The organism is Weissella viridescens (genome assembly GCF_003862435.1).
GTDB classification, from domain to species: Bacteria; Bacillota; Bacilli; order Lactobacillales; family Lactobacillaceae; genus Weissella; species Weissella viridescens_A.
Map to the genome: position 1 here is coordinate 92,961 of NZ_RHGY01000004.1, position 19,254 is coordinate 112,214.

General features: G+C 42.8%; 16 protein-coding genes. All 16 read right to left on the reverse strand.

Annotated features, from left to right (window positions below; all coding sequences use genetic code 11):
• Positions 1–22 precede the first annotated feature (22 nt).
• Complete coding sequence (locus D3P96_RS04910; protein ID WP_124943263.1) at positions 23–1,477, reverse strand: NCS2 family permease; 1,455 nt, start codon at positions 1,475–1,477, stop codon at positions 23–25.
• A 245-nt stretch (positions 1,478–1,722) separates the two neighbouring features.
• Complete coding sequence (locus D3P96_RS04915) at positions 1,723–2,445, reverse strand: YebC/PmpR family DNA-binding transcriptional regulator (protein ID WP_124943264.1); 723 nt, start codon at positions 2,443–2,445, stop codon at positions 1,723–1,725.
• A 111-nt stretch (positions 2,446–2,556) separates the two neighbouring features.
• Positions 2,557–5,052: an SF1B family DNA helicase RecD2 gene (gene recD2 / locus D3P96_RS04920; RefSeq protein ID WP_124943265.1), complete on the reverse strand. Its 2,496-nt coding sequence runs from the start codon at positions 5,050–5,052 to the stop codon at positions 2,557–2,559.
• Positions 5,033–5,752: a tetratricopeptide repeat protein gene (locus tag D3P96_RS04925; protein WP_124943266.1), complete on the reverse strand. Its 720-nt coding sequence runs from the start codon at positions 5,750–5,752 to the stop codon at positions 5,033–5,035. Before D3P96_RS04925 ends, recD2 begins: the two co-directional genes overlap by 20 nt.
• Before the next feature lie 21 nt (positions 5,753–5,773).
• Positions 5,774–6,436, reverse strand: a complete 663-nt coding sequence (locus D3P96_RS04930) for a histidine phosphatase family protein (RefSeq protein WP_124943267.1) — start codon at positions 6,434–6,436, stop codon at positions 5,774–5,776.
• 118 nt (positions 6,437–6,554) lie between these two features.
• Positions 6,555–9,350, reverse strand: a complete 2,796-nt coding sequence (gene ileS, locus D3P96_RS04935; protein WP_124943268.1) for an isoleucine--tRNA ligase — start codon at positions 9,348–9,350, stop codon at positions 6,555–6,557.
• A 273-nt stretch (positions 9,351–9,623) separates the two neighbouring features.
• A complete protein-coding gene (locus tag D3P96_RS04940; RefSeq protein ID WP_124943269.1) occupies positions 9,624–10,268 on the reverse strand; it encodes a DivIVA domain-containing protein in 645 nt (214 codons plus the stop codon).
• An 11-nt stretch (positions 10,269–10,279) separates the two neighbouring features.
• Positions 10,280–11,077: an RNA-binding protein gene (locus D3P96_RS04945; RefSeq protein WP_124943270.1), complete on the reverse strand. Its 798-nt coding sequence runs from the start codon at positions 11,075–11,077 to the stop codon at positions 10,280–10,282.
• Positions 11,078–11,091: 14 nt separating this feature from the next.
• A complete protein-coding gene (locus tag D3P96_RS04950) occupies positions 11,092–11,352 on the reverse strand; it encodes a YggT family protein (RefSeq protein WP_124943271.1) in 261 nt (86 codons plus the stop codon).
• A gap of 14 nt (positions 11,353–11,366) precedes the next feature.
• Positions 11,367–11,804, reverse strand: coding sequence for a cell division protein SepF (locus D3P96_RS04955; RefSeq protein WP_124943272.1), 438 nt, complete (start codon positions 11,802–11,804; stop codon positions 11,367–11,369).
• A 10-nt stretch (positions 11,805–11,814) separates the two neighbouring features.
• Entirely contained in the window at positions 11,815–13,071 is a 1,257-nt protein-coding gene (ftsZ, locus tag D3P96_RS04960; protein WP_124943273.1) for a cell division protein FtsZ, read from the reverse strand.
• Positions 13,072–13,096: 25 nt separating this feature from the next.
• Positions 13,097–14,500 carry a cell division protein FtsA gene (ftsA, locus tag D3P96_RS04965; protein WP_124943274.1) on the reverse strand — a complete coding sequence of 468 codons (1,404 nt, stop codon included), beginning with the start codon at positions 14,498–14,500 and terminating at the stop codon, positions 13,097–13,099.
• A gap of 123 nt (positions 14,501–14,623) precedes the next feature.
• Positions 14,624–15,679 (reverse strand): cell division protein FtsQ/DivIB, encoded by a 1,056-nt coding sequence (locus D3P96_RS04970; RefSeq protein ID WP_124943275.1) that lies wholly within the window; start codon positions 15,677–15,679, stop codon positions 14,624–14,626.
• Positions 15,680–15,706: 27 nt separating this feature from the next.
• Positions 15,707–16,804, reverse strand: a complete 1,098-nt coding sequence (murG, locus tag D3P96_RS04975; protein ID WP_124943276.1) for an undecaprenyldiphospho-muramoylpentapeptide beta-N-acetylglucosaminyltransferase — start codon at positions 16,802–16,804, stop codon at positions 15,707–15,709.
• A complete protein-coding gene (gene murD / locus D3P96_RS04980) occupies positions 16,804–18,156 on the reverse strand; it encodes a UDP-N-acetylmuramoyl-L-alanine--D-glutamate ligase (RefSeq protein WP_124943277.1) in 1,353 nt (450 codons plus the stop codon). The genes murG and murD overlap by 1 nt, the downstream gene beginning before the upstream one ends.
• 97 nt (positions 18,157–18,253) lie before the next feature.
• The gene (gene mraY / locus D3P96_RS04985; RefSeq protein WP_244919065.1) at positions 18,254–19,249 is read right to left on the reverse strand and encodes a phospho-N-acetylmuramoyl-pentapeptide-transferase; all 996 of its coding nucleotides are present in this window, start codon (positions 19,247–19,249) and stop codon (positions 18,254–18,256) included.
• Positions 19,250–19,254 lie beyond the last annotated feature (5 nt).

The following is a 19,254-nucleotide window of genomic DNA, read 5'->3' on the forward strand; positions in this document are numbered from 1 at the left end:
CTAAGGCACTTTTTTGTTTAAATTAATTTAATGCGATGGAAACGAAATTCAACACGAACAAAATCGTAATAATCCACAAAATTGGACTAATTTGCTTGAACTTCCCCTTGATTGACTTAATCAACACATAGAAGATAAATCCGGCAGCAATTCCATAAGAAATTGAGTAAGAGAAGGCCATGAATGCGGCCGTAAAGAAGGCTGGAATGGCAACTTCCAAATCATCCCAATCAATTTGTGTAAACTCATTCATCATTGAGATTCCCACAATAATCAAAATTGGCGCTGTTGCCTGACCTGGGATGACACCAACTAGTGGTGCCGCCACGATTGAGAACAAGAATCCGATTGCCACAACCACTGAAGTCAACCCAGTCCGTCCACCGGCCTTAATACCGGCGGTTGATTCAATAAAGGTTGTCGTATTTGAGGTACCAAAAATACCGGCAAACATCGTTGCAAAAGTATCCGCAACCAAACCACGGTCCATTTTAGACTTGAAGCCCTTGCCATCGTAGAATTCCTTTTGATCTTCCTTCGTGAAGATTCCAGAAGAAATTTCTGTTCCAATAAAGGTCCCAATGGCGTCAAACAAACCTGACAAGCCCATCGTGAAGACAGTTAGCACAACCACTAAAATATTCTTCGGTGTGGTAAACATTGACCACAGCCCATCCTTACCCAGCGCTTGACCGAAAATGTCGCCAAAGTCTTTGAATGTCGTCCCAAATGAGCCTAGGGCATCAACGTGCGTATTCGTTACACCCATTGGAATTCCAATCAATGTTGTAATGATCACGGAAATCAAGAACGCTCCTGGAACATTTAAGACCACCATAACCACCAAGATAATAAATCCAATCAAAGCCAACAAAACTGGTGCAGAGTTAAATGTTGTAATTTCTGGCGTTACCCCACCATTTGCCAACATGCTATTGATTGACTTTACCGCCATACCAGGTGTGTATGGCTTATTATTGATTGACGTAATGTTAGAAGGATCGATAATAAAGTTCAAGAATCCTGCATTCTTTAAACCAATGTAGGCAATGAACAGTCCAATTCCAGCAGCAATCGCGTGTTTGATCTGATCTGGAATAGCCTTAACAATTGCTGAACGCACCTTGGTTAAGGTAATGATTACATCGACTAGCCCAACTAAAAACACCATCCCGAGGGCTTGCTTCCATGTAAAACCAAGACCAAATACGATCGTGTAGGTGAACATGGCTTGCATCCCAATTGACGGGGCAATCGCATATGGTAAATTAGCGAACAAACCAATGATTAGCGTTCCAGTAACCGATGTCAAAATGGTCGCTAAGAACACACCTTGGCTTGGCATCCCAGTCAAAGATAGAACAGCTGGGTTCAAAAAGATAATGTAGGCCATTGCGACGAATGTCGTTAGCCCGGCAATCACCTCAGTTTTCACATTGGTGTGATTCTCCGACAACTTAAAAAAACGTTCTAACATAATACCCCTTCTCCTACGGTTGACAGTCATTGACACCCTTGTCACGACATAATTCGCGGAAAATAAAAAACGACACAAGAAAAATCTCATGTCGTCTCTGGTACCTTTTTCACGGATGAGTCTGTGGCAAAACACGTTAACGACTTATCAAACTATTTAATAAACTATATTTATAGAATAGTGCTTTTTTTTAGAAAGGTCAATAAAAAAAGATGTGATTCTTATGAATCACATCTTTTTAAAGCTTATTCAGCAGTTGTATAAACAGCTGAAACATCATCGTTATCTTCTAATTCGTCAACCAAATTAGCCAATGTTTCTTGCTTGTCTTCTGGAACTGCAACTGGGTTTTGGGCAATCATGGTTACTTCAGCAGTTTCAAAGTCGTAACCCTTCTCTTCCAAAGCAGCGCGAACATCCTTGAAGACCTTTGGATCTGTATAGATTTCGAATTGGTCATCGAAAGTCTTCAAATCATCAGCACCAGCATCGATGATATCTTCAAACAATTGGTCTTCATCGATATCAGTATCTTCTGTACGTTCGATTTCCAAGTAACCCTTACGGTCAAATTGGAAGGCCACTGAACCTGATGTACCAAGTTCTCCACCGAAGTGCTTGAAACTAGCACGAACAGATGAAGCAGTACGGTTAGTGTTATCAGTCAAGGCATCAACAACAACCCCAACTCCAGCTGGTCCGTATCCTTCATAACGCAATTCTTGGTAGTTGGCACCATCAGCACCAGAAGCCTTATCCAACGCACGTTGAATATTTTCCTTAGGCATGTTGGCAGCCTTAGCTTTATCCATTACCAAACGTAAAGCGGCGTTTGAATCTGGATCAGCACCACCTTCTTTAGCAACTGTATACAAGTCACGTGATAACTTTTGGAAAATCTTACCACGCTTGGCATCTTGGGCGTTCTTACGTCCTTGAATATTGTGCCATTTACTGTGTCCTGACATATCAAAAACCCCTTTTCATTTAGCTATTTATTCAATTTATTACTCTGTTAGCTTTATCGCTTTTACAATAAAATGCATAGAGTGCCAAATTGTCACAATTGTAGATTAATTTTAACGCTTAAAATCAGCTGGTGTCAAGCCATCCATCCCAATGTTTGGATCAATTTCCTGATTTGCAATTAATTTTGCCGTTAAAATGGTTGTTTTAGGTGTTGTGGGTGTCACAGGAGTCATTTTATCCGGTTCAGGGTCTTTCGTGACGGTGACCGTTTCAACTGTTTTTTGCGACTGTGGCTCACTCCTTTTTTGAGTCACGTCAGCCTGCTTTGGTCCCTCACCGTGACTCAATTGCGCTAAACGCTCTTGAAGTGTTGTATGTCGCATAATGCCTTCGGTTTGCGCCGCTTGAGCAAATGCTGATTGTTCACCTAGCAAGACAAGCGATTCGCTCGCACGTGTAATCCCGGTGTACAACAAATTCCGCTGGAGCATTCGTGAAAATGGTCGCACCATTGGCATAATCACAAGCTTGTACTCTGATCCTTGGGCCTTGTGAATCGTTGTGGCATAGGCTAACGTCAATTGATTTAAGTCTTGGCGTGCATAATCCACATCCCCGGTATCAAATGATACACTGACCAGATCTTTCTTTTCAGTATTCGCCTTATCTTTGGCCAACAGAATTGTTTGGATGTATCCAATATCCCCGTTAAAAACGTTATTTTCGGGATCATTGGTTGTTTGCATCACTTTATCACCAACTCGCAAGACATAAGCATTATCGCCCATATTCATGGCAATTTCGCGTTTTTTTGGACTCGCTGGATTAAAGATGTTCTGGGCAATCATATTCAAGTGATGAACCCCTGCTGGCGTTTTATACATGGGCGAGAGAATCTGCATATCTGCAACAGAAAAACCTTTATCACGCCAAGAACTCGCTACCTTTTCAATGAGTTTTGGTACTTGTTGGGCATTGGCATTAAAATACGAGCGATCGGCTTTTTGGGCCGTAAAATCATCTGGTAAATGCCCTTGTTTGACTGTTTGCGCAAGCTCGATAATGGTTGATCCTTTGCCTTGACGGTAAATCACTTCAAGTTCGCGATAGTTCAAAAGGCCACTCGCCAAAATATCATAAAAGACGCGCCCTGGTCCGACAGAAGGTAATTGATCTTTATCGCCCACCAAAATCACTTGCATCCCCATTGGCACTGCCTTCAAGAGTAGCGCAAACAACTCCGTGTCCACCATCGACATTTCATCAATAATCAGCAACTGTCCTTCCAATTCCTCGACATCTAAATCACGTGCTGTTTCACGTCCTGTAATTCCTAGCAACCGATGAATGGTTGATGCTGGCATTTGTGTGGCTTCTGATAAGCGCTTAGCCGCTCGACCCGTTGGAGCTGCCAGTAAAATACTGTCAGAAATCTTGTCTGCCGTCATGCCCTCACTTTGGGCCAATAAACGAAAGGTTTTGACAATCCCATTTAAGATTGTCGTCTTTCCCGTTCCTGGTCCCCCTGTGAGAATAAAGAGATGACTGGTTAACGCCGAAATAATGGCATCCGTTTGGTTATCATCATATGCAAAATCATTTTGCTTGGCGACGCTGGCCACTTTTTTCACCACGGCGGCCCGCTCGAACTTTGCTGTCTTCATGCGGGTTAACCGAATCAATTTATCTGCAATATCTTTTTCTGCCTGATAGACTGACTGCAGATATAGATGATCACCTTCCGCAATCACATCACCTTGTTCGGTTAGCTTGAGTAATGCCGTTTGGATGTCACTGACCGGTACCGGTTCGCTCTGGCCTTGTTCAAGAAGCCGTTGTGCTTCTTGTAACAACTGTTCCAATAAAATATAGGTATCTCCTGAGTCAAAAGTTGCACGATTTATAGTCGTTAAAACCGCCGCCTCAATCCGACGTTGGTCATCTGGTTGAATACCTTGTTCTGCTGCAATTTGATCGACTCGTTTAAAGCTAACACCATTAATATCGGCCACTAACTGATACGGATTCTCTTTTAAGACTTGCAAGGTCTTGGCTTGGTATTTTTCGTAAATCTCATTGGCTAAGTTTGACCCAAAACCAAAATTATTCAGGGCAATAATCGTTCGCTCCACACCATCTGCTTCTTGGAGGCGTTTCACTAAAGTTGCTTGCACTTTTTCAGACAAGCCAATTGGGGTAAGCACACTTGCATCATCTAAAATCTGATCAATTGCGGTGGCACCAAGCGTATCCACAATCTTCGTGGCACTGGCTTTACCTACCCCTGGAAAACGATCACCTGATAAATAATCAATCACTCCTTTTGCCGAAGTAATGGCTTCGCGCTGATAGTTTTCGGCTAAAAACTGTTCACCGTAGCGTGCATGCGTGGTAATGCGCCCGGTAAATGTATAGTCACCACCGATTTGAATATCACCAAAACTACCCGTTACGGTCATTTCTTCCTCGTCGTAATCAAAATTCGCCGATTCAATCCGGACTGCTAATACTTTATAAAAAGAATCCTGGGCGGCAAAAACGATATTCTCAACTGATCCAACGAGTTGCGGTTTTTCATTTGCCCCATCATTCAGTTGGTTGACCATCAGCGGTTTGCTCTCCTTGTTGCTTGTTGACAATGACTTGATGTAAATCATCTAATTGCTGTGTTTTTTGTTTAAATGTGGCAGCGTCCAAAGCCTCAGCATGCGTAAACCATGTGTTTTGTGCATCTGGATTGGCCACTTGTGCTAATAATCCACGCCCGAAGTTAGCCTCAAAATCATCGGCATCGAGCGTCAAAGCTTGCTCGAAGGCAGTTTTAGCCTCATCAAATTGATCTAAAGCCAACCAAATATTCCCCAACAAGTCAAATGCAGCGACATCCTGGGCATCTTGCTCTGTCCCCGTTACGGCAAATGCTAAGGCTTGTTTGTAGTTCTTTTGGGCAAACCAATCTTGTGCTTGCATCATCGTCACGTCATGGGCTAATTCTGGTAATTGAACCAGTTGAAAGTAGTTTTGCGCTTGCGCATAACTACCAGCTGCATAATAAACATTTCCCACACTATAAGCCAAATACGCTTTAGCTTCTGCGTCCGCTTCAAAAAGCGACAAACTCTTGAGACCCAATTCTTCGGCCTCCACAAAATTTCCGGTAGCGGTCAAGACATTGACTAAATCAGCATAAGCTTGCCAATTATCGGGTTGTTCTTCAATTTCTTTAACCAAGCGTCGCATGTCAGCTTGTTGCTTGTCATCTTCCGTTTGCTCTGCGTTCGTTTGTGGATTTGTTTGGTTTTGCATGTTCTTCAACCTCTTTTCGTTTTACACGGTATTTGTTTCGTCTTGTGTACCACCTAAATAACTGACATCATTACGGACCAATTCGCGATAATGCTCCCCATCATCAGTTTCTAAAATCGACGTACTAGTATTACTTAGGCCACCTTCTTTGCGGACATCAGCTAATGGCACTTGTAAGAGCGCGCCCATTCCAGCAGTTAATGCCATGCCATGGCTAAAATAAATCAAATTGACATCAGGACCACCATATTCATGGACGGTTGCTTTAACATCTTTTACAAAACGTTCTTGAACTGCCTCAAAGCTCTCAGCACCAGGAACTTGCTTGGCATCAAATAAATCTGGTTGGTGTCGATACGCTTCATGCATGTCATGGTATTGCGCCTTCACATCTTCAAAGCGCATTCCTTCCCAGACCCCCATGCCGAACTCCTTTAAACCAGGCAGTAAGGTCAATGGGACATCTTGATGCATTTCCTTCAACGTCGCTTCAGCAGTGTCGACAGCACGTTTAATGGGGCTGCTAAACGCATGCTTAAACGGAATCGGTGCCAAGTGATGGGCGAGTTGTTTAATTTGTTCATATGATTCAGGTAAGAGTGGTGAGTCACCATTTGCCCCCTGGAATCGGCCTTCTTGGTTCCATTCGGTTTTGCCATGTCGGATAAAATATAATTTTGTCATCTGTTCACTCCACTCCTGAATTTTTTCTAATATCCCCATTATAAGCGTTCTGAAGCAAAACCTCAGCCTTTTTTTAGAAAATAAAAAACGTCTAACCGAAGTTAAACGTTCTTTATGATTAGTCTTCCAATCCTTCAACAACAGCTTCAGGATAATTGGCACGGACAATTTCTGCTTCATGGGCTGACAACATTGGGAATGTTGGATCAGCACCAAGATCAAGATGGTACATCCGATCACGCGGTGAAACTTCACCGGCAGCATGTTCTACCTTAATGCGATAATCATCGTATTCTGGTGCGTCATCGGCATCAACAACATTTGCTAATGTCAATTGTGAAACCATCAAAATGACACGAATATCTTGTCCCAAACTGTCAACCAACATTTGTTGATCGTCAGTAAGGTAAAGTGTTACGGCAGCCTCAGAAGGCTTACCAATCAACTTTTCATCACGTGCAACTTCGAGCGCCTTATTTACGGCATCACGAAGTGACATGAATGCTGTCCAGCGCTTGATTAATGGTGTCACATCACCTAACTCTTCCACAGCTGGCATTTCCGTCAAGAAGGCGTAATCTCCAGCTTCATGTGGCAAGTAATCAAAGATTTCTTCCGCTGTGTGTGGCAAAATTGGCAAGATCAACTTGTCCAAATCAACCAAAATGCGGTACAAAACCGTTTGCAATGAACGACGAGCATGCCCATTTGGTGCTTCAACATACAAGATGTCCTTAGCAAAGTCCAAATAGAACGCTGACAAATCAACATTAATGAAGTTAATTAACAACTTGTACACTTGTTGGAAATCATATTCATCATAGGCACGACGCATATCACGAACTAATTCATTAAAGTGCGCGAAGAAGTATTGATCAACCGGCGTCAAATCACGGTAAGGGACTGCATTTTCCATTGGATTGTAATCTGATGTGTTTGAAAGCAAATAACGCATTGTATTACGAATCTTACGGTAAACTTCTGAAGTCTTACTCAAGATATCTTCTGAGACACGCACATCACCAGATGTATCAACTGAAGTGACCCATAAACGAATAATTTCAGCTCCCATCTTCTTGGTGATGTCATTTGGTGACACCGTGTTTCCGATTGACTTAGACATCTTATCACCGTTACCATCTAACGCAAATCCTTGTGAGATAACGCGACGGTATGGTGCGCGATCATGAATCGCCACTGATGTAATCAATGATGAATTAAACCAACCACGATATTGGTCAGAACCTTCCAAAACCAAGTCTTCAGGGAATGAAAGTTCCGGACGTTGCGCCATTACCGCAGTGTGTGATGAACCAGAGTCAAACCAAACATCCATGATGTCAGTTTCCTTCGTGAATTCACCGTTTGGTGAGTGCTCATTTGTGTACCCTTCGGGCAAAAGATCCTTAGCATCACGTTCAAACCAGATGTCAGTTCCGTTTTGCGCAACTAAATCAGCTACGTGATCAATGATTGGTTGCTCCAAAATGGCTGTTCCATCTTCAGCATAGAAGATTGGCAATGGAACACCCCAAACACGTTGACGTGAAATCACCCAATCACCACGGTCACGAATCATGTTTGCAAGACGCTTGTGACCCCATTCTGGTTGGAAATTAACATCATCCAAACTATCCAAAATTTCTTGACGAATAGGTTCGATTGAAGCAAACCATTGTGGCACAGCACGGAAAATAACTGGCTTTTTCGTACGCCAATCAAATGGGTAGCTGTGGGTAATGTCTTCTGCCTTAATCAAGGCATTGTTTTCTTCAAGTTTCTTCAATGAAATGGCATTGGCATCATCATAGAAAACACCTTCAAAATCAGGTCCAGCCTCTTCAGTCATGTAACCACGATCATCAACGTTCATGATAATTGGCAAATCATACTTTTGACCGATGGCAAAGTCATCTTCACCAAATCCAGGAGCTGTGTGAACAAGTCCAGTTCCAGCATCAGCTGTCACGTGATCACCATTGATAACCAAAATGTCACGATCCATGTAAGGGTGTTGTGCCATCATGCGATCAAGATCACTTCCTTGAACCGTCTTCACAACTTCATAATCGTCACCCCAACCATAAGATTGGGCAGCTGAGCCAAGCAAGGCATCGGCCACGACGAACTTACGGTCTGAACCAGCTGGTTGGACCACATCATACTTAAATGATGGGTTAACCGCAATGGCTTCAGATGCGGGGATTGTCCAAGGTGTCGTTGTCCAAACAATGAAATACGTATCGTTATCAAGAATACCCTTACCGTCTTTAACGCGTTCTGCGAATGAAACAGACGTTGATGTCACATCATGATATTCAATTTCAGCCATTGCCATGGCTGATTCAGAAGACCATGACCAAAAGACTGGCTTCTTACCACGATAAATCAAGCCACGCTTGGCCATCTTACCAAAGACACGCAATTGTTCAGCTTCATATTGTGGTTGCTTAGTTAAGTATGGGTGATCCCAATCAGCAGAAATACCCAAACGCTTAAAATCAGCCATTTGTGTCTTCACTTGCTTATCAGCAAATTCAGCCGCCATCTTACGCCATTTAACAGGACCAGCTGCTTTACGGTCTTTACCGGCCTTCGTTAATTGTTGTTCAATTGGTAGGCCATGTGTATCCCAACCAGGAACAAATGGTGCATAATAACCACTCATCGACTTATAACGGACGATAATATCCTTAGAAATTTTATTCATCGCGTGTCCAATGTGGATATTTCCATTTGCATATGGAGGTCCATCATGCAACATAAATGATGGCTTCCCCTCATTTAATTGTTGACGCTTTTCATACACTTTATTTTCAAACCAATCGTTTTCACGTTCAGCTTCTTTTTGAGGCAAATTCCCACGCATTGGGAACTTCGTCTTACCAAGATTCAACGTCTCTTTGATCTTCATGCTTGAACTCCTTTCAAATAAAAAACGTCCCAGACTGAATGACTTCAGTCCGGGACGTTACTAGTAACGTGGTACCACCCGTTTTCACGATTATAATAATCGTCTCAACGTTTATTCATCTGTTTACTTTACCTACTGATAAATATTTTGCGGAACTATTCTAGACTCACACCATGCTCTAGATCGCTGTTTAGCATACAAAATACCGTTTGGTTAGATAACTTTAATAAGAATAATACCTAAAAAACAACTATCTTTCAAGTTATTTTTTAACTATTGTAAATCAGGCATCACCACAAATGTTTCAGTTTGCGCACTATCTGAAACTGAAGCATCTGGATCATCAACAGGCGTTGCGCTAGCACCTTCTTCAACAACAGCTGGTGCAGCGTCCTCTGCTTCAGCTGGTTGCGCAGCAACTTCCTTTTGGAATTCTTCCCAACCTTCTGTGTTCATCAAATCCATTTGGGCGCTCAACAAACCGGTGATGCGCTCCTTGAAGGCAGCCATTTCACGCTCCATGGCATCGTGATGTGCAACCAAATCATCATTCTTGCTTTGGCTTTCTGAAAGCAAGTTATTTGCTTTTGCATTTGCTTCCATCACAATCTTTTGCGCTTCAGTTTCAGCTTGTTGCAATGTTGCTTCAGCTTCTGCTTCAGTTTGCTTCTTCAAACGATCAGCCGCTTCTTGTGCAATCAAAATTGATGAGTTAACTGATTGCTTCATTTCTTCAACTTGAGAAGCATTTGAATCAGCTTCGACTAATTTTGTACGCAAAGCTTGGTTTTCTTGCATCAAATTATCGTAATCTACAGCAATTTGATCCAAAAAGTCTGTAACTTCAGCCTTATCATACCACTTGTTTGAACGTGTGGTAAATTGTTTTGAATGAATCTCTTGTGGTGTAACTGCCATCATTAAAACTCCTATCTATTTTTCAATTTTGCAACGGACAACTTATGCTTATCCTTACGGGTTAACCCGTTATCGCTTAAAACCTGTAATCGACCATAACCACGCGTAGAAATTAAATCCCCCGCAGCTACTTCAAATTCAGCTCGTTTTTGAACGGCCCAATTTAACTTAACCAGCCCATTTTCAACTAATGCCTTCGCTTGACTTCGCGTTAACTGAAAAGCATTAGCAATGACCGTATCTAATCGTAGGGAGCTCGTTAGAATGTCATCTAACTCCCAATTGAGGGTTGCTCGAATGGCCAAGTCAGGTGCGATTGGTTCAAATTGAACAGGTACTTTACCAAATCGTTCAATATGTGTTTGTACATACTTGGCAACGACATGAGTTGCCACCAACTGCCACTGCCCAGCACCATCCGTTACGATGTCACCGACCGATTTACGTTCAATGCCATTATGCATTAGGCTGCCAAGAATCGTACGATGCTGCATTTCTAAAAATTTATGCGGATAATTAATCTGCAAAAGTTGTAAATCAAAGTCGGCCAGCGTCACTTTATCAGCTGAAATGTAACATGGTAAAAATAAACCACGTTGCATTTCAGCATTTTCAAAAATACCGTTGGCCATAAATTGAACATCGTCAATGCGGTTAGTAAGTGTCGTCACGATAAACCGTTCGCGCGGATTTAAAAATGGTGTTAACACCATGCGATATTCCTGACGACATTGCATTAACCAATCTTGAACTTGTTGAACAAAGGGTTGTTCCTCACTGCGAAAATGCTGTGAAAGATCTGAATTCATTTGCAAGCCTCACCCTACATACTTTGCGCAAGCGACATGATTCCGTATTGCGCGGCTTGTAATAAAATCAAGGCAATAATCGCACTAAAATCAATCATTCCCAGTGGCGGTACAATTCGTTGAATTGGCCCAACCACTAAATCAGCAATCTTGGCAATAAAAATCCCAAACTTACTATCACGTAACGCCGGAAACCAGCTCATCAAGGCCCAGATGACAATAATCCACTCTAGTCCTTGTAGCAAATACGCTAAAATCATAAGGACTGTGCTCATATCTGACTCCTTGCTTAATTACCGAATTGTTGTCCAACATTTTGTGAAATCGTACCTGAGATTTCAAAATTATGTGGTGTTGCCACAAAAATTTGATCCCCAACCCGTTCCACATCACCATCAACTGCAAATGTTGCGCCAGCAATGTAGTCCAACACACGCAATTGGTTGCGTTCATCAATTGAACTAAAGTTAACGATTACTGCTTCACCTTGTAAAATTTGGGTAGCAATCGTTTGTGCATCAGCATATGTACGAGGTTCATACAACGCAATTTTTGCCGCACTGTTTCGCTTACCATCTAACTTCAAAACGTTGGCACGTGGGTTTGTTTTTACTTTACTATCTGTGTTGTCTTCAGGTTGTTGAGCATCATCAACATACTCATCCCCAACCTCATCTTCATAATAATCATCAACACCAAAAAAATCTTTGAATTTATTAAATGCCATTCAGTATCACCTACTTTTCGTCGCGTTTGTTCCAGCTAAAAAATGCTGGACGATCAATTTCATCCTCATTTGCAACTGGTTGTTGGCTTGATTGTGGTTCGGCCGGTTGGGCTGCTTGTTGTGGTTCTTGCGTAGCCGGTTGAGCACTTTGATTGTTATTAGCCATATTCCAATTTGCAAACGGATCTGCTGGTTGTTGTGGTTGTGAAGGTTGAGCGGGTGCAGCAGCAGGTTGTACTGGCTCACTTTGTGCATCAAATGGACTTGTTGCATTAGTACCACCAACATTAATTTCAGGACGTGGTGTTTGCGTCTTATCAATACCTGTTGCAATCACAGTCACGATAATTTCACCATCCATGTCTTCATCAATGGTAGTTCCAAAGATAATATCAACATCGGTACCAGCGGCTTGAGCGATTGTTTCTGAAGCTTCTTGCGCTTCAAACAATGACATATCAGCACCACCCTTGATTGAAAGCAACACATTTGATGCGCCTTCAATCTTAGCTTCAAGCAATGGTGATGCAATCGCCTTGCGTGTGGCTTCAGCCGCACGGTTCTCACCAGAAGCTGTTCCGATTCCCATCAAAGCAGTTCCTTGGTTGGCCATGGCTGTCTTCACGTCAGCAAAGTCCAAGTTGATGATTCCAGGCTTAGTAATCAAGTCTGAAATACCAGAAACCCCTTGCAACAAAACGTCATCAACCATCTTAAAGGCATCCATAATTGGCGCTTTCTTATCAACAATTTGAAGTAAGTTGTTGTTTGAGATCACAATCAATGTATCAACGTTTTCTTTCAAGTTTGCAAGACCTTCAGCCGCAGACTTACCACGACGAGGTCCTTCAAATGAAAATGGACGCGTAACAACACCAATTGTCAAAGCCCCTGAATCTCGGGCGATTTTAGCGACAACGGGAGCCGCCCCGGTTCCAGTTCCACCACCCATACCAGCAGTGACAAAGACCATGTCAGCACCAGCAAGGGCTTCAGAAATTTCTTGTTCGCTTTCTTTTGCAGCAGCTTCCCCAACTTCAGGCCGTGCTCCAGCACCTAATCCACGAGTTGCCTTTGATCCGATCTGAATCTTTACTTCAGCAGAAGAACGTTCGAGGGCTTGGGCATCAGTGTTAGCGACAATAAAGTCAACTCCTTCAACACCTTCATTTACCATGCGGTTGACGGCATTTCCTCCACCACCACCGACACCAATAACCTTAATTGTTGCACCGTATTCTTGATTTGTATCCATTTGGAAATCCATATTGAGCTCCTTGTATTGCTAGTATCTATTCAAAGAATTCACGAAAGAATTCACCAATTCGTGATGATTTCTTATCTGAATCACGTTTATCTACGACATCATCTTCATGACTTAATTCAACTTCCACATCTGAACGATCATCAACTGGACGTACTAGTTGTGGGCGCTTTTGAACAGGAGCTTGCGGTTGTGCAACCGGAGCTGTTCTTGCGCCAGTCAGACTTGCGGTTGAAGAATCAACTGCTGCCTGTCCCAGACTTTGGATGGTTAAACCATACAAAGCTTGCTTAACAACCAATTGAATGGGAAGTTGTTGAGCTGCAGACTGAATGACCGCCCACGCATTGGCAAAGCCAGGATGATGAAGCCCGATATCATTGGGCGCAAAACTTTTCGTTTTAACGCCTAAGCTTGCTTCAACAGCATCAGGCATACCACTGAGCGCAGCCGTACCGCCAATGAGGGTCACCCCACCTGGCAGTTGTTGGGCATTCACCATGTTCAACTTTTCACCTAACTTACCCAAAATTTGATCAACGCGCGCCTCAATGACTTCCGCGAGATACTTTTGCGTAATTTCTTCCGGTTCCGTTTGTCCCACACGCTGAATAACCAATTTCTCTTGTTCATCTGCTAAGCGTGTTAATGCCACCCCAGAATCAAGCTTGAGCATTTCGGCTTCATATCCACCTATTGATAACACATTACTAATATCACGCGTAATGTTATCACCACCGGCTGGAAATGACGAAATAAACTTAATTTGGTTGCCTTGCACAACAGCAGCCGTCGTTTGACCAGCCCCCATGTCTAGCAGAATACTACCAAATTCTTGTTCTGCCTCAGATAAAACCGTCTTGCTTGTTGCTAAAGGTGTTAAGACACAGTCACGGAGGTTTAATCCGGCTTTAGCAATTGCCATTTTCAAGTTACCCAAAATATGCTTTGGGGCCGTATAAGCAATTGCATTCATGGCTAACCGCATACCAACCATATCATTTGGATCTTGGATGCCATCAAAATCATCAACAACAAAGTCAAGTGGTACCAAATCGATAACTTCACGATCAGCTGCCACTTGGCCCTTAATGATTTCATGCACGACAGCCTCAACATCTTGATATGAGATATGTTGTGAGTCTTGAACCGTTATTTGTCCACTTAGTCGACTAATTTGAATATTTTCAGCTGGCAATGCTGCAACAACTTCTGTAATCGGTTGTCCAGCTTGCTCATTAATTTGTGCCATTGCTTGCCGAATATCAGTTGCGGTCGCATCAATATCCACAACAACGCCTTTTTTTACGCCATGTGAAACAGAACGCCCAACTGCATTGATATTCGCTTGTTGATTGCGCACATCAGCAGCCAAGGCTTTAACCGTATTGGTTCCAATATCCAAACCAACAATTAATCCATGATTGGCCATATGTCCCCTCCTTTGACTGAAATTAAAAGTCATTAAGATATATAAACATTTCCTTAAAAGAATACCATACTTAGGGTCTTTCTTCTACTTTTCAAACTAAATTCGTTTAATTTCGTTTAAAAGTTAAAAGTCCTGTTGATACCCGTATGCACCTACTTGTAAATCAATAATTGTTTTTTTCTTGTCAGCGCCTTTTTGATTAGCTTTAAATTGCGCTGCAATTGATGGATAATACTTCAATTTTTCTGAAACATCACTCGCATTAATAAGTACTTCGTTCCCGTCATTCATAAAGAGCATCAAGCGCTCTGGATTAAGTTTAGTTGGCGACCAAACCACATCTGAGATTGAACGACGAATTGGCCCGTTGAGCTTTCCCACTTGATGGCTGACTTTTTTTAGTTCCTTTTGATTGTTTGGAAACTTCTCATAAATCGCATACTGATCGCTTGGACGTGTTTTGGCGCCTTCCCCAATCACATCACCGTTATCCAACAACGTCTGGTATCCCAATTCCGTTCGCAGATACCCCACTTTAGGATGTTCTTTGACTTGGACTTGAATGGTGGTTGGATTTTTGATGGTTAAGGTTAGCGACTTAATTTGCGGATTTGCTTTTTTCGCATTTGTTTGAAAATAGCTACTTTCGTTAGCAGTTAAAAAGGTTGATTGTCGTTTTCGTAATTGCGCTGCCTGTAAAACCTGGTTAGCCGTTAAATCATCATTGCCGACCACTTGATACCGCTGAACTTGGGCTGCGGGCGAGACTAACCAGCCAATCACAAGCGCTAAGAATATGAATAATATCATAACGCCAAGCCCTTGCCATTGATTTCGCGTTAAACGATCAAAGCGCTTTGGCGTTTTAAGTGTGGCAGTATCCATTGCAATATCGTCTGGAATCTCCTCAGGGAGGTCGTCGTTAATGACATTACCCAACCCCTCTTGTCGAATTTTATTTTGCTGCCTGTGCATTGATTGACGCATATTCTGCCAGACAGAAGGTTGCTTAGCCACTTTATGTTTCTTTGTTTTGGGCGATTGTGTTTTCGCTTTATGCTTGGGTGGCGTAGCTGGCCCATCAGATTGACTTGATGATCCAGTTACACCATCCGTTAACTGGTTTAAATGTTTTTGAATATCAGCCGTCGATGGCTTTTTCGGATCATCGGTTGTCATCTGTGCTACCCTTTCTATCGTTTCACGTTATTGAATGACTTTTTCAATTAAATTGATGAATTCATCTGCGGCATCAGGCACCCCAAGCTTCTTTGAATGCTTAGCCATATCTGTTCGGAGCGTATTGTTCGTCATAATTTGATCAATAGCTTGGTATAGCGTTGTGCCACTAAGGACATCTTCCGTTACCATATCAGCAGCCTGAGCATCAACGAGGCTCTGTGCATTTTTAGTTTGATGATCATTCGTCACATATGGACTTGGAATTAGGACCATTGGCTTTCCCAAAGCTGTTTGTTCCGCGATACTTGTCGCACCGGCACGTCCAACCACCAAATCGACCTTTGGCATCAACTCTGGCATGTTGCTAATGTATGGCACAACCGCAACATTAGCTGCTGGTGCAACACCTTGTTCGGTCAACGCCGTTTGCACATCATCAAAGCGCTTCTTACCTGTGGCAAAAATCACTTGATAATCAGACGTATTGAAAGCTGGCATTGCTGAAACCATAGCCGCATTTAGCTTTGGTGCACCTTGTGAGCCACCAAAAACAAGGACAGTTGGTGTTTGAGGTTTAAGACCCAAAGTTGACCAATCAAACTCACCCTTATTTTGAACAACTTCTTGGGCCCGGGGGTTTCCTACTAATTCTGCTTGACCAGGCTTAAAAGCTTCAATTGCATCCGGAAAGGCCACGCCGACCTTCTTAGCCTTACGCGCCAAGAATTTGTTTGTCACACCAACAACCGAATTTTGTTCATGAATCACCGTTGGAATTTTCAACAATTGTGCAGCATATAGAACGGGTCCAGAAACATACCCACCGGTTCCAACGACTACATCCGGCTTAAAGTCTTTCAACATCTTACGAGCATCTTTTGTTGCCGTTAAGAAAAGGTAGACTGTCTTAAAATTATTAAAGGTAATCGCACGATCAAACCCTTGCACGTCAACCGCCTTAAAATCGATACCTGCTTTAGGCACGATGTCTTTTTCAAGCCCGCGTTCACCACCGATATAAAGCACTTCGGTTTTTGGTTCACGTTCCTTTAAACGATTAACTGTCGCCAAGGCTGGATAAATATGTCCGCCCGTTCCACCACCAGATACAACAATACGCATTATTTTACCTCACTTTGTGTTTTCGCAGCATAGTCTTGCACTGCTTGAATAAATAGGTCACCACGCGTCTCAAAATTTGGATATTGATCCCATGAGGCTGCAGCAGGTGATAGTAACACGACATCACCTGGCGCGCTCATTTCAAAGGCAAGTGGCACCGCTGTTTGTACATCTTTTGTCTTTACAACTGGGATATTGGCTGCTTTGGCAACCGACATCAACTTGTCTGCCGTCTCACCAAATACAATCATCTGTGAAACATGGGCTTTGAGTGCTGGCAATAAGCGCATTTCATCATCACCGCGATCTAACCCACCAGCTAGCAAGACGACTGGTTGCTTAAAGCCAGATAAGGCACTTTCCGTGGCCTCAATGTCAGTGGCTTTTGAATCATTGTAGACAAGCCGGTCCAAATACGTACCAACTTTTTGAAGCCGATGCTTAACGCCTGTAAATTCGCTGAGGGCCGTACGCATTGCATCAACGGGAACCCCTTGTAATTTTCCGACCGCTATTGCAATCAAGGCATTTTCAATATTATGGTCACCGGCGACACCAAGCTCATCTGATGGCATAATTGCTTCATCTTTAAAATACAACCAACCATCAGCAAAGTAGGCTCCAGCCGTACTGTTGCCTTGTCTTGAAAATGGGATAACCTGCGCTGCGCTTTGTTGACTCAACTCACGCCACTCGGCTTTATCAAAATTCATCACTAAATAATCTGATGCAGTTTGGTTCTTTGTGATATTCATTTTTGCGGCAACATAAGCTTCGCGTGAACCATGATAATCCAAATGCGACGCATAAATATTGGTAATCACCGCAATCTTTGGCTTAAGATCAGGAACGCCCATTAACTGAAATGATGACAATTCCGTAATCAAGGTGTCGGTGGGGCGCACCGTCTTAGCAATTTCGCTGACCGGTGTTCCAATATTTCCAGCCACCCGTACATCATGGTCAGCTGTCGTTTGCGTACGTAAAACAGCTGCAATCATTTCAGTGGCAGTTGTTTTACCGTTCGACCCTGTCACTGCGATCCAATCCCCCTTGATATAGGGTTGCGCTAATGCGACTTCCACTTTAATGGGAATATGCCGTGCTTTTGCCGCTTGTAGAATTGGAATGGTATAAGGAATACCTGGGTTTTTAATGATTTGATTGACACCATCTAGTAACTGTTCATCTTGCGCTTGGGTAAATGTCACACCTTGCGCCTCCAGGTCACGTACTTTAGGATCTGAAAAATCCAACTTAGGATCTGAAACAATGACATCTTGTCCATCATCTAACAATAATTTTGCTGCCGCTGCACCAGAGCGTGCAAATCCAATTACTAACGTTCGCATATGCCTGTCCTTTCAAATTAACAAATGGCGGTCATCCCGAATCGGGAATTCATAATTTTATGTATGCAGGGCGCTAATTCCCCTGCAAGCGTAATGTTTAATTAAAGAAAATAAAGTACAAGATTGAGCCAAGGAGACCAACTCCCCAGAAGAGGAAGTCAACTTGCCATTCGTTCCATGGCTTTTCAACATTTCCGGTCAAACCACCTTTTTCAACACTGTGGTGAATTGGCGTAATTAAGAAAATGCGCTTTCCTGTCAAACGGAATGATGTGATTTGGATGATTACAGAAAGGGTATCAATCATGAAAACAATTCCGATTAACAAAATTGACCATTCTTTATGCAAGACAATCGCATTCATCGCTAACCCAGCCCCTAAAGCAAGCGAACCAGTGTCGCCCATGAAAATACTTGCTGGATAGTGATTAAAGACGAAGAAGCCAACTAGGGCCCCAATCATCAAGGCATCAAGTAACATGACCCCTGAGTTGGCTTGTTGCATCGCAATAATAAGGTATGACCCATAAGCAATAATTGCAAGCCCTGTGGCAAGTCCATCCAAACCATCGGTTAAGTTAGTTGCATTTGACCAACCCACTAGCCAAATAATGACAAAAATCGTGTAGAAGAAGGCATTGTGCAATGTTGGCAAACCAAATGGCATCGCCAAACTAAATTCAAAGCCACTCATGTGCAAGAGCACCACACCTAAGATGGCTGCCAAAATTTCAACACTCAACTTTGGTAAAAAGCGGAACCCTTCATCGCGATGGTTGAAGATTTTAATACTATCATCAAACCCACCCACAACGGCATATAAGAAGATTGCCAATAGGACAACCAAAGCGGTGACATCATAAGCCTTCATGAAGAAACCTAAAATGGCATAACCAATAATGACAACCGCGATAAACCCGGCCCCACCCATCGTAGGTGTTCCAGCCTTAGCCGCATGATCAGGTTCATTTTCACCTGATCGCATCACTAATTGTTCAATTTTCTTTTTCTTAAACCAATCCCGCAGGGCTGGGACAACAAACAACGTTGCTGCTAGTCCAACTAACAGGCCAACAAAAACAATCCACATCATTTAAC